We start from the raw sequence: 14,744 nt of genomic DNA, 5'->3' as shown, positions 1-14,744 counted from the left end.
GCCTCAGTTCAAGGTGAAGCTGATGCCGGCGCCGACGCCGACATGCCCACCCGCTGCCGTGCCCGACAGGTTGCCGCGGATGCGGCCGTCCTCGCTGGTGTAGCCCGCACCGAAGGCGAATGCGCCGGCGTCGCGCCAGAGGCCGCCACCCGCCGCGACGCTCAGCTTTCCGGGCCGGTCGTCGTAGCGCAGCGAGGCGGCGGCGAGACCTATCGCGGCCGCCTGCCGGGCCTCGTCGCGGATGCCGTTGATGTCCGAATTGAGCTGGCCGAGCTTCTGGTCGGTATAGTCGTTGGCCTGCTGCAGGGTCGTGGCGGCTACCTTGTCGGTGTAGTCGTTGGACGTATCGATAGCGTAAGCCACGCGGTTGTCCGTATAGCTCTTGCCGGCGGTCAGGCCCTGGTTCATCTGGTCGACATTGACCGCATCGGTCCCTTTGACGCCGGGGCCGACATTGGAGATGACGACCGGGGCGTTGACGTCGCCACCCTGCAGCGTGATGGTGTTCGACTTGACGCCGCCCGGGGCGTCATAGGTCACCGCGTTCTGGGTGAGGTTTCCGACGCCGGCTTTCAAATCCTCGATCGCCGTGTTGGTGGCGTAGAGCTGCGAGCCGTTGATCGCATCCGTGCTGCCGGCATCGACGCGCCCGGCGGCGACGTTGGTGATCGTCCGCTCGGCGCCGGCATCGCCGACGCTGACGGTTCCGGTCGGAGTCGTTCCGGCGAAGGTGTAGGTCTTGCCGCCGATGACGGTGCTGGAGGTGCCGACGGCTGTCTGCGTCACCGAGCCGGAGCCGAGCGCCACATCGTTGGCGTTGTTGGCCTGCGCACCCTGGCCGAGCGCGACGGCGCCCGCCCCGGTAGCCGTCGAGCCATGGCCCGCAGCCACGCTCTCGGCGCCGCTCGCCACGCTTTCCGGCCCGATCGCCACCGCGTTGGTGCCGCCGGCGATGCTGTCGGCCAGCGTCGAATTGGCGTGGAAGTATTTGATGCCGCCGCCATTGCTGATGGTGGTCAGGGCATTGTCGACGGCCGTCAGGCCGTCATAGACGGTCGAGTAGTTGTTGCCCTGGATAGTGTAGGTCGGGCCGGTGATCGAGCCGTCGGGATTGATCGTGGTAACGCCGCCGAACAGGTCGGTGACGTTTTTCGTCACGCCGCGCAACTGCGAGACGTTGACGCCGTCGGTGTCGGCCGAGCCCGCCGCGACATTGGTCAGCTTGCGTTCGGCCCCGGCGGCGCCGATCGACACCTCGCCGACCGAGGTCTGCGGACCGGCGAGCGCGAAGGCCGTGTAGCCGGCCTGCGCGCCGACCGTGGTGATGGATTGCGCACCGAGCGCCACGCTGTTGATGAAGGTGCTCTGGGCGCCGGCGCCGAGCGCCACCGACTGGACACCGGACGCCAGCGAATTGGTGCCGAGCGCCAGGCCGTCGGCCAGCAACACATGGGCGTTCTGGCCGATGGCCGTTCCGCCGGGCGCTGTCAGGTCGACGATGGCGCCGTTGCCGATGCCGATGCCGTTGTCGCCGTTGACGACAGTCGTTGGGCCGACCGCGACCGATTCCGCGCCGACCGCGAGCGAGTCGCCCGCCGCCGAATTGGCATGGAAATACTTGGTCGAGGTGACCGATACGGCAGCGATGGCGCCGGCGAGCTGGCGCACCGTCACCGCGTCCTGGTCCTGCGTGCCGTCGGCCACGTTGGTGATCTGCCGGTAGGAGTTGACATCGCCGACCGAAACGGCGCCGAGCAGCGTCTTGTCGCTCGTGTTGTACTGGATGAAGTTGGACGGACCGGCCGCGATCTGGCCGGTGGCCGGAGCGATCGCGCGATCGGAGATCGAACCCGAGCCCAGCGCCACGCTGCCGTCGATGCTGGCCTTGCTGTCGCGGCCGAGCGACAGCGCGCTGATGCCGGTCGCGGTCGCATTGTAACCGACCGCTGTGGACCCGACGCCTTGGGCGAAGGAATCGGTCTGCGCCAGCCCGGCCTCGTTGGTGCGGGCGTAGCGGATGCCTATGCCGTTGGCATCGGTATAGGCCGTCGAGGTGTCGCCGGCGATGTTGTTGAACGTGTTGCCGAGATTGGTGACGCCACTGCCAATATTGGCGATATCGGTGGTGTTCTGCGTCACCTGCTGGTTGGTGGCGAAGAGCTGCGAGCCGTTGACCGCGTCCGTCGAGCCGCCGTTCAACTGTCCGGCCGCGACGTTCTGGATCTGGCGCTCGGCTCCCGCCGACCCGACAGAGAAAGCGCCGGCCGGCGTGGTGCCCGCGAAGGTGTAGTTGACACCGCCGATCGTCGTTCCGGCGACATTTGTCGTTGCGCCAGACGTGGAATTCAGGCCGATCGCCACATCGCCGGCATTGTTGGCCACCGCATTCGGGCCGACGGCGACGGAATCGGTTCCCAGTGCCTGGGAATCCGCCAGCGTCGAGTTGGCGTGGAAGTACTTGATGCCGCCGCCGACATTGATGTTGTTGAGCGTGACGCCGATGGCGTCGACTGCCTGGTTGGTGGCGAAGAGCTGCGAGCCGTTGATGGCGTCGGTCGAGAGCGCGCTGATCCGCCCCGCCGCCAGATTGGTAATGGTGCGCTCCGCGCCTGGTGCACCGATACTGACCGTCGAGGTCGGATTGGTGCCCTGGAAGGCGTAGGTCGTTCCGTTGACCACACCGCTGGCCGTGCCGACCGCCGTGGTGGTGACCGAGCCCGAACCGAGCGCGACATCGCCGGAGCTTGCCGCCGCCGTCGCGCCATCGCCCAGTGCGACGTTCCCGGCGAGGCCGGCTGCGCCCGCCGTCGAGCCGTTGCCCAGCGCCACCGAGCCTTGCCCGATCGCCTTGTTGCTGTTGCCGATGGCGACAGCGCCGTTGGCCATATTGGCGGCGGTGGCCGTCGCCGTGCCGTCGCTGTTGGCGATGTTGTTGGCGCCGCCGGTGAAGGCGCCGGTGCCGCTGGCGTAGCTGGGATCGCCGATCGAAACCGCGCCGTCGCCGTAAGCGACGTTGTCGGCGCCGATTGCGACGGCCTTCCCCCCGCTTGCGAACGCCCTGGTGCCGATGGCGACGGAGTCGGCGGTCTCAGCAAAGGACTGGAGACCGACCGCGATGGCGTTGGTTGCAGTCGCAAAGCTTTCGCGTCCCATCGCGATCGCGTCGTCTCCGGATGACGTCACGTCCGTGCCGACGGCGATGGCGCTCTGTCCGCTGGCGCTTGTCGCAAAGCTGCTCTGGCCGACATAGACGGAGTTTATCCCGGACGCACTTGTCCCAGCGCCGACAGCGACGGCATTCAGGGCGGTGGTTCGGGCACCGTTGCCGAGCGCGGTACTGCCGGCTCCGCTGGCACCGGAGTTGATGCCGGCCGCGAGGGTATTGTTTCCCGTCGCGCTGGACAGGACGCCGACCGCGGTCGCGTTGACGCCCGACGCAGTGCTGCTCAAGCCGAGGCCGGTGGACCAGGTGCCCGTTGCCTTGCTCGCGACGCCGACAGCCGTGCCGCCCTGCCCCGTGGCGACCGAGCTGTTGCCGATCGCGGTCGCTTCGAAGGATGTGAAGCCGCCGGGAAGCGCCGTGCCCGAAGCGCCGCTCGCATTGGCGAAAGCGCCGATGGCGGTCGGTGAACCGCTGCCGGTGGCAACCGCATTGGCGCCGATGCCCATGGCGATCGCCCCAGCGCCGGGGACGCCGCCGGAGGCGGTCGCTTGCGCGCCTATCGCGATCGCCGCGCCTGTCTGCGCATTGGCTTGGTTGCCGAGCGCCACCGACTGCGCACCGGCCGAGCTGGCGCTGACGCCGGCAGCGAGAGAATTGTCGCCTGCCGCGATCGTCCCAGAACCGAACGAGGAGGCGTTTGCGCCGCTGGCAACGGCCGTGTTGCCAATCGCCGTGCTGGCTGAACCACTCGCAACTGAGGTTGCGCCCATCGCGGTGGCGAAAGCGCCGGAAGAGAGCGAATTGGTGCCGATGGCGATGCTGTTGGGCAGGGCCGTGTTGGCCTGCACGCCTGCCTGCGCGCCGACACCGAACGCGATCGACTGGTTGCCCCAGGCGCTGGCGGTGTTGCCCATCGCCGTTGCGCCCGTTCCCGTTGCTTTGGTCAGGACGCCTATGGCGACGCTTCTTACCTGGGATGCCACCACATCCGTACCAAGAGCGATGGCGCCCTGTGCAGTAGCGCCCGCTCCTGCAAGAGTGCGTCCGCCGATGTTGATAGCGTTGATATCGGACGCCACCGCCTGAAAGCCGATAGCGATGGCATTTTGGTTGCTTGCGCTGGCCGAGTTGCCCTGGGCGAAGGCATCCAATCCCGATGCGTTTGCCTGAAACCCAAGCGCGGTGGCGCGCAGCCCGGTCGCCCGGGTAACATAGCCGATCGCCGTCGAGCTCACTCCGTCGGCACGCGCATTATTGCCAAAGGCGGCCGCGCCTGTGGTTGCAACCGAATTGACGCCAATGGCGCTTGCCGCGTCCCCGTTGGCATGGGCGTTTCCGCCCAGGGCGAGGGCATTGACGCCAGTTGCGCCTGCGAAGACGCCTATGCCTATGGAATTGAGGCCATTGACACCCATCGCATAGCCGATGGCGATCGTGCCGTCGCCCGTTGCACTGTTGGAACTGCCCAACGCCACGCTGTTATTGCCATTCGTCGCGGTGCCGTTACCGATGGCTACGGCGTTGCCGCCGGTCGCCGAACCGCCACCGGCCTGATATTGCGCCAGGGCCGGCGTCGCAGCCATGCCGATCGCGAAGGCGCTCAGCACCGCGGCCGCCGCCGACATCCCGCCGACGCCGAGCGTTCCCAGGCCAAGGCGCCTGCGCCCCATGCCGAGCACGCTATGCGCCATCCGCAGCACCGCCATCAGACGGCGGCGAACCGAGCGAGAGCTCAGATCGGCCCCCGCGATCCACTGCCCGGCGAAATGCGCTGTGCGACGCCGAACAAACGAACCGCTCGAAATCTGGCCGTTCGAAATCTGGTTGTCGGTCATGGTCCCTCTCCGCTGGCCGGCACGAAATGTCTGACAATTCCGCTCCATCGCAGGAAGACATGATTCCTGCGTGCGGTATTTCACGATATTGCTGTCTTGTGAGAAAAGAGGCGAGCAAACCGGCATAGGTTAACGGCTCGTTACCCCTGCCAATGCTTTAGAATCAAATAATCAAGCAACTCCCTAAGCGCCGTCTCATCTAAACTTCGCGCTAAGCTTTCCCATCCGCGCCTGCAGCGGCGTCATCTGCCGGTATTTCTTCATCACGGTGGTAAAATGGCTCTGGCTCGAAAATCCGCTGGAGTGAGCGATGTCGGCGATCGTCATGCCGCTGTCGGCAAGCAACCTTTCAGCGAAATCCAGCCGCAGACCGAGCACGTACTGATGCGGCGGCATCCCGAACGTCCTCGAGAAAGCCCGCACAAAATGATAGGGTGAAAGACCGCAAACCGCGGCCATCTCGGCAAGCGCCAGCTTGCGCGTAAAGTTCTCGTCCAGGAATTGCCGCACGCGGCTCGCAGCGCGGACGGAAAGCCCGCCTTTTGCGTTGAGCGTCGGTTGTCGCGAATTGGGTCCGGAAACCGGTCCGGGGACACCATCCTCACCCGGCATTTCTTGGCCTCCTGATTCGTCCCGGATGAGGTTCAACCCTAGGCTTCCTTCCGCGTTCCCCTGAAAAACAATTCGTGATTGATCGAAGCCGACCGGCATCGCCAACCCCATTCATGAGAGCGTTCCGGCCGGACGGCGTACAACGCGCGGACTGCATGACATTCCAGACGATTCCTGCGGAGCTTGGGGCGGATTTGCAGCAAGATGTATTCTGGAAAACGCCGCAAGGCGCCTGTTGCGGCCTGGGTGGGTGCGCAGCAGATCGGCCGGGTCGACCGTGCCGAAAGCAGGCGGATCAAGTTCGGCGAGATCGAATTCATGCACGGCCAATTGCGCCAGCGCTTCGGGAGCGATGGAAACGACGGCGTTCTCCCGGGTCAGGGACCAGGCCGGCTTGCTATCGACACCCGCCGGATTGACGACGCGACATCCGGTCGGCGTATCGTACCGCGTGATCCGGTCGCTGCCGAGCAAGGCTCTCGATCGGCGTGCGGGCCGCAGCGCAATTCCAGTGGAATGCTCTTTGGCCGGGAATGTCTGCGAGACGGGATCGCGGGCTGAGTCTATGACACTCCGCGCCGCGGTGGCCCTCCAGGGGCCTGCGCTTTCAGGGATTATGTCCAGGACATATCGAGCTGTCCGTTCTCGATTGACGCCCTGGGAATTGCCGCCTTCCCGAGCATCGTCCGTATTTTCCATTGCCTGGCCTCAGCCGCTTGTCTGTCGCCTGAAATCCCCCTTAGCCCGACCCGGATCCAACGTAACGCACATGCTGCGGATAGTGAATAACATCCGTACGCAAACAAAAAATTTTGTTCGGGATAAAAGCCCCTCGGGGCGAGGAACCCAGGCCTTTAGGTCGCGACTACGGGTCAACAGGTTCCTTTGGACCCTTCGGCGCATTGGCTGACGGAGCATCAAACGAAAAACCCGCCTGCTCGGCGGGTCACTGGCGCAAATCAGCACCATGCACGGATATATACCTTAGCTGAGATCACCGTGTCAAGAAAAAATTCCTATCGCGAAAAGCTGCCGACGCAAAAGCCGCGACACCGCCAGCAATGCAGAGCTACCAGATTGGCTACCGGTCATTGCAGATCGTCGCGACGATTCTCATACAAATCCCATGCAAGTTCGACAAACCCCAGAAGAACGTCCTCCTCGCTCCATCCGGCAGCGACGGCCGCCTGGACGATCTCGCGGACGAGAGGCAGCAATTGGCGTTGGCATTCTGCCGACGTGTCGGCAACTATGTCATCGCCGGGAGGTTCATCGAAGTTGAATTTCATCGTTAGGCGCCCCCCTCGCCATCAATCAAAGTGTTCATATCATTAAGTTCATTCATCCTGATATACAATAGAGGTCGCACCAAAGCATAAGAGGCTTCGGAGGCTCTGAGCAGAACAGGATGATGCCAGGCTCTATGCTTCCGCTAGGTCAGGTTTGTCCTTCTGAACAGGGTCCGTCGGGAAGCTTCTACCCATCAATCTCTGCGGCTGGTCGAAACCTTCGGCCAGGGCCGCATGCCACCATCCGGCGAATGCGCGGCAGGACCGGCCGCATTGCCTTCTGCAACCGCTCGCTGGATAGTCTCGGCATGTTGGCGACCCTGGCGACTCACTGGCCGCAAATTCTGGCGATCATCTCCGTGGTGATGGCGACGGTCGGCATCGTCCATGCCGTCATGACCAAGGAAGATGTGCGCGCCGCCACCGGCTGGGTCGGCGTGATGGTGCTGTCCCCGATCCTCGGCGTGCTGATCTACGCCGTCGCCGGCATCAATCGCATCCGCCGTGCCACGATCACCGCCCAGCGCCCGTTTGCCGACGGCGTGGTGTCCGCCAAGCATGAGCGCGACGTCGCTGTCGAAGAGGCCCTGATCGTCGAGCGATATGGGCAACGGTTCACGGGCTTGCGGACACTCGGCGACAGGGTGGCGCGGCGCGCGCTCAACCCTGGAAACGCAATCGATGTGCTGGAGACCGGCGACGAGGCCTATGCCGCCATGTGCGCGGCAATCGACGGCGCCGAGCGCAGCGTCCTGCTCGAGACCTATATTTTCGACAATGACGCCGTCGGCCTGCTCTTCGTCGAGGCGCTGGCCGGCGCCGTCCGGCGCGGCGTCACCGTCCGCGTGCTGATCGATGCCGTCGGCGCCCGCTACTCGGTGCCGAGCATCCTGGGGCATTTGCGCGAGGCCAACATCCCCGCCGATGTCTTCAACGGCAACATCGTCATGGGCCTGCGCCTGCCCTACGCCAATCTGAGGACCCACCGGAAGATCCTGGTGGTCGACGGCATCGCCGCCTTCACCGGCGGCATGAACATCCGAAAAGGCTTCTCCGCCGAATTCGCCGGCTCCAACAGCGCCAGGGACACACATTTCCGGGTGACCGGCCCGATCGTCGCCGACCTCTTTTCGGTCGCCGCCGAGGACTGGCGCTTCGCCACCAACGAGGCGCTGAAGGGCGACGCCTGGCGCATTGCCCCGCTGTCGCCGTCGCCAGGCGCACCGATGATGGTGCGGGCGGTCGCTTCCGGCCCGGATGCCAGCAACGAGACCAACCACAAGCTGCTGATCGGTGCGTTCTCGGTCGCCCGCAAGTCCATACGCGTGATGTCGCCCTATTTCCTGCCGGATCGGGAACTGATCAGCGCACTGATCACCGCCGGCAGGCGCGGGGTCGAGATCGACATCGTGGTGCCGGCGGTGAACAATCTTTTCCTCGTCGACCGCGCGATGATGGCGCAGTTCGATCAGGTGCTCAAACACTATTGCCGTGTCTGGCGAACCGAGGGACCATTCGACCATTCGAAGCTGCTTTCGATCGACGGCGTGTGGGCCTATGTCGGATCTTCCAATCTTGACGCCCGATCGCTGCGGCTCAATTTCGAGATCGACTTGGAGGTGCTCGATGCCGGCTTTGCCAGCGAGATCGAGGCGCGGATCGGGTCGGCGATTGCCTCCGCCGTGCCGGTAACGCTGGAAGCCTTGCGAGCCCGGCCGTTCCTTATCAGGCTGTTCGACCGGGCATTGTGGCTCGGTTCACCCTATCTCTAAGGCGGAGGTGCGCTTGAGGAACTCGTCTGTCATGGAACATACGCCGAAATTGCCTATTTTGACTGTATCCGGCTTCTGAATTGAAGCCAGCGAGAACGAGCAGCACAGATGCACAGAATTGGACGCAGCCTCCCGGCAAGCATGCTTCTGTCCCTTCGTGACCGCCGGATGCAGAAAGCTAACGCCGCCGCACTCAAGACGACAGCCACCACCGGCACGCTGGTTGCCTCCTACAATGTCCACAAATGCATCGGCGTCGACAGGAAGTTCGATCCGGACCGGACCATCCGCGTCATCCGCGAAATCGATCCGGATGTCATTGCCCTGCAGGAAGCCGACAACCGCTTCGGCGACCGTGATGGTCTTCTCGACCTGCCGCGGCTCGAACGGGAAACCGGACTGGTTCCGGTGCCGATTTCCGCCACCGGCAAGGGCCATGGCTGGCATGGCAACGTCTTGCTGTTCAAGAAGGGCGTCGTTCGCGACGTGCACCAGATCAAGCTTCCGGGGCTGGAGCCGCGCGGCGCGGTGGTGGCGGAGATCGACCTCGATGGAAGCCGGACGCTGCGCATCATCGCCGCCCATCTTGGCCTGCTGCGCCGCTCCCGCTCCCAGCAGGCGCGCGTCGTGCTCGACCTGATGAACAGCCCGGACGAAAGACCGACCCTGCTGCTCGGCGACCTCAACGAATGGCGACTTGGCAACCGCTCCGCTCTCAACACGCTGCATGCGACGTTCGGCCCGCAGCCGCCGGCGGTCCCCACCTTCCCGTCGAACCTGCCGCTGCTGGCGCTCGACCGGATCATGGCCAACCGGCATGGCATGATTGCCGCCATCGACGCGCATGACACGCCGCTTTCACGCGTTGCCTCCGACCACCTGCCGCTGACGGCCTTCGTGCGCCTGGAGCGGGTGGACGATAACGCCTTGATGTCTCCCGCGTCGCAAAGAGTGTAAAATTAGTCGGAACGCCCAGTTCTTCCGCGAGTTACCATGTCTTGAACGTGTAGGAGGACGAGATGAAGAAGTTGATTCTGGCTTCCCTGTTGGCATTGGCCGCGACAGCGGCGATCACTGCGCCGACGCGAGCGGCAAGCGTGACCATCCAGTCCGACGACGATCGATATTTGCCGGACGACGATTCCGACAGTGGGATCGTTATTCGCCGTCATCACCGCGATCGCTATTCCGACAATCAGTATGATGGCGACCGGAACGTTCAGTATGACGATGGCGAATACCGGTACGGCGAATATCGCCGCCACCACCGGCATCATCGCTGCCATATCGAACTGGTCAAGCACTGGCGCCACCACCACAGGGTGATCGAAGAGGTTCGCGTCTGCGGCTGATCCTGATCGAACCAACCGGCCGGCGAAAGCCGGCCGGTTTCATCGCGTATGGTGGCGAGAGATGCCGCCATCGACCAGTTGGAAATGCCCCTGCAGACGACTGACGCGCGGCGCGGTTCGCGCAGCTGGATTACCTGGCTGATCTTGTCGCGATTGCGCTTGGCACGGTAACTCACTCTCCACCATCCCCGTCAAGCCGCAGATCACCGGCGCGCTTCCCAGGGCATGGCAATCGGCTAGCCGATCCCACCATGGACCGGTCGTTGCCCGACCCGTGTTCGGGTTGGGCTTGCTCTTCGCATTTGGTGCCTCTGGACACAGCCGTGGAAGGCTGAAAAATGTGGAGCGCAACTCGGCTTTTTGAGTTGAACCGGAACACCAGGAGGATGGCGCTGAAATTGGAAGATATTGCCGGCCATCCGGCGTTGCATCGCTACGTTCAGGAACAGTCCCTGGCGCTGATCCGAATCTATGAGGAGAGCCCTCGCCTGGCTTCCATTTTCGCCACGCAACAGCGTTGGCTGATGGGTCATGTCGGCCTCGCCATGCATTTCAGGCGCGATCCGCACGACCGCCGCAAGGAACTGACGGTATCGCGGTTCATCGAGTTCGTGCACCAGCATGCGGTCGCCAGCCGCAACACGGCGGACGCTTTCATCAAGGAGATGCTGCACTACCACATCGCCGAGTATGTGTCGGGTGGCGACGGCCGTACGCACCCTTTGCAGCCGACGGCGGCAACCGTGCAGACCTTTACCGGCTGGGTCCTTGCCCATCTGCGGACGCTGGATCGCCTCGACGGCGCTGACCGCTTGACCAGGTTCCTCGAACACCCCGAGATGGTTGCCGGGCTGCAGCCTCTGGTGGCGGACGGCCTGCTTGCCTCCAAGCCGGTGCGCGAACCCAACCAGACCTTTTCGCTGTTCATCTGGCTCAACAATGGCGGCATCGTCATGGACTGGCTGATGTCGGGCATCGACCCCGATCACGCCGGCCTGGACCAGATTCCGACCAGCGTGGTTTCGATCGGAGATTTCGCCAAATGGCTCAAGCTCTCGCGGACCCATCTGGCCCGCAAGCTGCGCGCTGCCGAGAATCTCGGCAGCATCGGCTGGCTCGGCCAGCGCGGCCATTCGGTGATGTGGGTGTCGAATACATTCTACCAGGAATACATGACAGTCCAGGCGGCCAAACTGGCCATCGTCGACACCGCTTTCAATGCCTGTTTTCCGCCGGCTGGAAGCTGATCGGTGCGGCATCCCCGTTACGGGGATGCCTTTCAATGCGGGCGATCAAAATCCCGAAGTTCTCAGTCGATGTCGAACGACACGCCCTGGGCGAGCGGCAGCGCCTTGGAATAGTTCACCGTGTTGGTGGCGCGCCGCATATAGGCCTTCCATGCGTCGGAGCCGCTCTCGCGGCCGCCGCCGGTTTCCTTTTCGCCGCCAAAGGCACCGCCGATCTCAGCGCCCGAGGTACCGATGTTGACATTGGCAATGCCGCAATCCGATCCGTCGACACCCAGGAAACGCTCGGATTCCTGCAGATCGCGGGTGAAGATCGACGACGACAGGCCTGCGCCCACGGCATTGTGCTCGTCGAGCACGGCGTCGAAATCCGAATATTTCATCACATAGAGGATCGGCGCGAAGGTCTCTTCCGTGACAGGGGCCACCTGCTTGGGCATCTCGACCAGCGCCGGGTGCACGTAATAGGCATCCGGATGACCGTTCTCGACCCGCGTGCCGCCGGTCACCTTGCCGCCATGGGCGGCGGCTTCCTTCAGCGCCTTCTGCATGGCCTCGTATGCCGCCTTGTCGATCAGCGGCCCGACCAGCGAGGAGGTCTCCAGCGGATTGCCGACAGACACACTCTCGTAGGCCTTCTTGAGGCGCGGAACCAGGGCGTCGTAGACGCTGTCATGCACGAACAGGCGCCGCAGCGTCGTGCAGCGCTGGCCGGCCGTGCCCATCGCTCCAAAGGCAATCGCGCGCAGCGCCATGTCGAGATCGGCGCTCGGGCAGACGATGCCGGCATTGTTGCCGCCGAGTTCGAGCACTGCGCGGGCAAAGCGCTTGGCCAGCCGCGGGCCGACGTCGCGGCCCATGCGGGTCGAGCCGGTCGCCGAAACCAGCGGCACTTTGGGGTGATCGACCAGGATCTCGCCGACGGCGCGGTCGCCGATCAGCACCGGCGCCAGGCCATCAGGTGCGTCCGCGCCGAAGCGCTTGACCGCACGCTTGAAGATAGCCTCGCAGGCAAGTGCGGTCAGCGGCGTCTTTTCCGACGGCTTCCACACCACCGCGTCGCCGCAGACCAGCGCCAGGGCGGCATTCCAGGACCACACCGCGACCGGGAAATTGAAGGCGGAAATGACACCGACGACGCCGAGCGGATGCCAGGTTTCCATCATCCGATGGCCCGGCCGCTCGGTGGCGATGGTCAGGCCGTACAATTGCCGGGAGAGGCCTACGGCGAAATCGCAGATGTCGATCATCTCCTGCACTTCGCCGAGCCCCTCGGACGGGATCTTGCCGACCTCGATCGACACCAGCCGGCCAAGCTCGGCCTTGTGCGCGCGCAGTTCCTCGCCGAGCAGCCGCACCAGTTCGCCACGCCGCGGGCCCGGCACCATGCGCCAGGCCTGGAAGGCCTTGTGCGCGGCATCGATCACCTTGGCCGCGTCAGCCGGCGAGATCGTCTTCAGCGCCGCGATCTGCTCGCCCGTCACCGGGCTGCGCACGATCAGGTCGCCGCCGACGAGCGCCTCCTTGGTCACGCCCAGTTTCGCCAGCAGTTCGGTCGTTTCCTTGCCTATCGTCATTCTTGTCCCTTTCAGATCCCGTCGCCATCATACGGCGCTGGGTTAAGCCTTCGCCGTGTCGCCCGTGTGCCGAAAGGCACTTCAGGCGCAGTCATGGCGTGGCATTACTCGTTTCAGGGGAAAATCGCCACCCCGGCATGGTCCAAGCCCAAACTACACGATTGAGCCAGATGGGGAGGTGACGCTCAGTTTGCCTTTTTCGCCGGCGGGCGCACCGCACCGTCCTTGATCAACCGGTCGATATGCATGCGGATATGGGCAGCCTCTGCCGCCGTGTTCGCAAGCGCTATGGCGCGGTCGAAGGCGACGCGCGCCTCGTCGCCCCGGTCGAGCTGCATCAAGAGGCCCCCCTTGAGCCCGAAAAAGTGGAAATAGCCGGAAAGCCGTTCTTCCAGCGGCTCGATCATGGCCAGCGCCTCCCCCGGTCCACGCACCTTCGAGACCGCGACGGCCCGGTTGAGCGTGACCACCGGCGACGGCTGCATCTGCTCCAGCAAGCGGTAGAGCAGGTCGATCTCGTTCCAGTCGGTATCCTCGGCCTTTTCGGCCCGCGCATGCAGCGCGGCAATCGCCGCCTGCACTTGGTAAGGGCCGGGCTTGCGATGGCGCAGCGCCTTGTCCACCAGTGCCAGCCCCTCATCGATCATCTTGCGGCTCCACAGGCTGCGATCCTGGTCTTCGAGCAGCACGATCTCGCCGCTTTCGTCGAAACGGGCCGGTGCGCGCGCATGCTGCAGAAGCAACAGCGCCGTCAGCCCCATGATCTCCGGCTCGGTCTGGAACAGCCGCAGCAACAGCCGTGCCAGCCGGATCGCCTCCTCGCACAGCGGCGCGCGGGCCGGCGCCTCGCCGCTGTTGGTCGAATAGCCCTCGTTGAAGACCAGGTAGACCATGGCTGCGACGGCGGCGAGCCGTTCCGAGCGCTCGACCGCACCAGGCGTCTCGAACGGCACGCCGGCGTCCGCAATGCGCGCCTTGGCGCGAGTGATGCGCTGCTCCATGGCGCTTTCGCCAACCAGGAAGGCGCGCGCGATCTGCTTGACGGTGAGACCGGAGACGATGCGCAGCGCCACCGCGATCTGCTGTGTTGCCGGAAGATCAGGATGGCAGCAGATGAACAGCAGCCGCAATATGTCGTCGCGGTAGTGCGCCCCGTCCAGCCGCTCGGCGATATCGCTCTCGGCGTCTTCCAGATCGGAAACCTGGTCTTCCTCCGGCATCGGCGCCTGCTTGGCGCGCTTGCGCACCGCATCGATGCCGCTGTTGCGGCCGACGAAGATCAGCCAGGCCGCCGGGTCGCGCGGCGGCCCGTTCTGCGGCCAGTTCTTCAACGCCCTGAGGCACGCGTCCTGGAAAGCTTCCTCCGCCGTATCGAGATCGCGGAAATAACGCAGCAGCGCGCCCATCGCCTGCGGGCGGGCGGCGCTGATCGCGGAGCTGATCCAGGCCATTTCGGTCATGCGGAAACCGTTGTTGGGTTGAAGACCGAAACCGGCCGGATTTCATAGGAGCCGCCGCTCGGGTTGACCTCGGAAAGCTCGCGGGCGAACTCCACCGCCTCGTCGAGATCGGCGCATTCGAGCGTGTAGAAGCCGAGAAACTGTTCCTTGGTCTCGGCGAACGGCCCGTCGATGACGACCGATTCGCCTTTGACCTTCCTCAACGTCGTCGCGGCCGTGGTCGGCAGAAGCCGTGCCACCGGGCCGAGCCGACCAGCCTTGGCGTACTTGTCCTGAACGTCGAGGAGATTGGCCATGACCTCGTCGTCCTGTGCCTTGCTCCAGGAGCAGACGACATCTTCGGAGGCATAGCAGAGGATTGCGTAGAGCATGGCTGGTCCTTTTCTCTGTCAAAGGACGAAACAGTAAGACCGATCCCGACATGACGTCGATAAAAA

General features: G+C 64.4%; 11 protein-coding genes. 4 read left to right on the top strand and 7 right to left on the bottom strand.

Annotated features, from left to right (window positions below; genetic code table 11):
* Positions 1-3 precede the first annotated feature (3 nt).
* The 4 genes from RPF88_RS30240 to RPF88_RS30225 all read right to left on the bottom strand — a co-directional run bounded on the left by RPF88_RS30240 (position 4) and on the right by RPF88_RS30225 (position 6,899).
* Positions 4-4,998, bottom strand: a complete 4,995-nt coding sequence (locus RPF88_RS30240; protein WP_337123773.1) for a beta strand repeat-containing protein — start codon at positions 4,996-4,998, stop codon at positions 4-6.
* 195 nt (positions 4,999-5,193) lie between these two features.
* Positions 5,194-5,709 (bottom strand): helix-turn-helix transcriptional regulator, encoded by a 516-nt coding sequence (locus tag RPF88_RS30235; protein WP_064995671.1) that lies wholly within the window; start codon positions 5,707-5,709, stop codon positions 5,194-5,196.
* A gap of 12 nt (positions 5,710-5,721) precedes the next feature.
* Positions 5,722-6,084, bottom strand: coding sequence for a hypothetical protein (locus RPF88_RS30230; RefSeq protein ID WP_063168905.1), 363 nt, complete (start codon positions 6,082-6,084; stop codon positions 5,722-5,724).
* A 614-nt stretch (positions 6,085-6,698) separates the two neighbouring features.
* The gene (locus tag RPF88_RS30225) at positions 6,699-6,899 is read right to left on the bottom strand and encodes a hypothetical protein (protein ID WP_082826544.1); all 201 of its coding nucleotides are present in this window, start codon (positions 6,897-6,899) and stop codon (positions 6,699-6,701) included.
* Positions 6,900-7,207: 308 nt separating this feature from the next.
* Between RPF88_RS30225 and RPF88_RS30220 the strand changes: the two genes are divergently transcribed.
* The 4 genes from RPF88_RS30220 to RPF88_RS30205 all read left to right on the top strand — a co-directional run bounded on the left by RPF88_RS30220 (position 7,208) and on the right by RPF88_RS30205 (position 11,270).
* A complete protein-coding gene (locus RPF88_RS30220; protein ID WP_024502662.1) occupies positions 7,208-8,671 on the top strand; it encodes a phospholipase D-like domain-containing protein in 1,464 nt (487 codons plus the stop codon).
* Between the two features lie 108 nt (positions 8,672-8,779).
* Positions 8,780-9,628, top strand: a complete 849-nt coding sequence (locus RPF88_RS30215) for an endonuclease/exonuclease/phosphatase family protein (RefSeq protein WP_013529834.1) — start codon at positions 8,780-8,782, stop codon at positions 9,626-9,628.
* 62 nt (positions 9,629-9,690) lie between these two features.
* Entirely contained in the window at positions 9,691-10,023 is a 333-nt protein-coding gene (locus RPF88_RS30210; protein WP_024502663.1) for a hypothetical protein, read from the top strand.
* Positions 10,024-10,409: 386 nt separating this feature from the next.
* Positions 10,410-11,270 carry a hypothetical protein gene (locus RPF88_RS30205; protein WP_164919874.1) on the top strand — a complete coding sequence of 287 codons (861 nt, stop codon included), beginning with the start codon at positions 10,410-10,412 and terminating at the stop codon, positions 11,268-11,270.
* 62 nt (positions 11,271-11,332) lie between these two features.
* Here the strand turns inward: RPF88_RS30205 and amaB are convergent, their stop codons facing one another.
* The 3 genes from amaB to RPF88_RS30190 all read right to left on the bottom strand — a co-directional run bounded on the left by amaB (position 11,333) and on the right by RPF88_RS30190 (position 14,678).
* Complete coding sequence (gene amaB / locus RPF88_RS30200; protein WP_337123772.1) at positions 11,333-12,847, bottom strand: L-piperidine-6-carboxylate dehydrogenase; 1,515 nt, start codon at positions 12,845-12,847, stop codon at positions 11,333-11,335.
* Between the two features lie 185 nt (positions 12,848-13,032).
* The gene (locus RPF88_RS30195; RefSeq protein WP_013529830.1) at positions 13,033-14,307 is read right to left on the bottom strand and encodes an RNA polymerase sigma factor; all 1,275 of its coding nucleotides are present in this window, start codon (positions 14,305-14,307) and stop codon (positions 13,033-13,035) included.
* Positions 14,304-14,678, bottom strand: a complete 375-nt coding sequence (locus tag RPF88_RS30190; RefSeq protein ID WP_013529829.1) for a YciI family protein — start codon at positions 14,676-14,678, stop codon at positions 14,304-14,306. The genes RPF88_RS30195 and RPF88_RS30190 overlap by 4 nt, the downstream gene beginning before the upstream one ends.
* Positions 14,679-14,744: the final 66 nt, after the last annotated feature.

Source organism: Mesorhizobium sp. ISC11, assembly GCF_037162595.1.
GTDB classification, from domain to species: Bacteria; Pseudomonadota; Alphaproteobacteria; order Rhizobiales; family Rhizobiaceae; genus Mesorhizobium; species Mesorhizobium ciceri.
The sequence above is the reverse complement of the archived record's forward strand: the minus strand, read 5'-3'. Positions and strand labels throughout refer to the sequence as shown.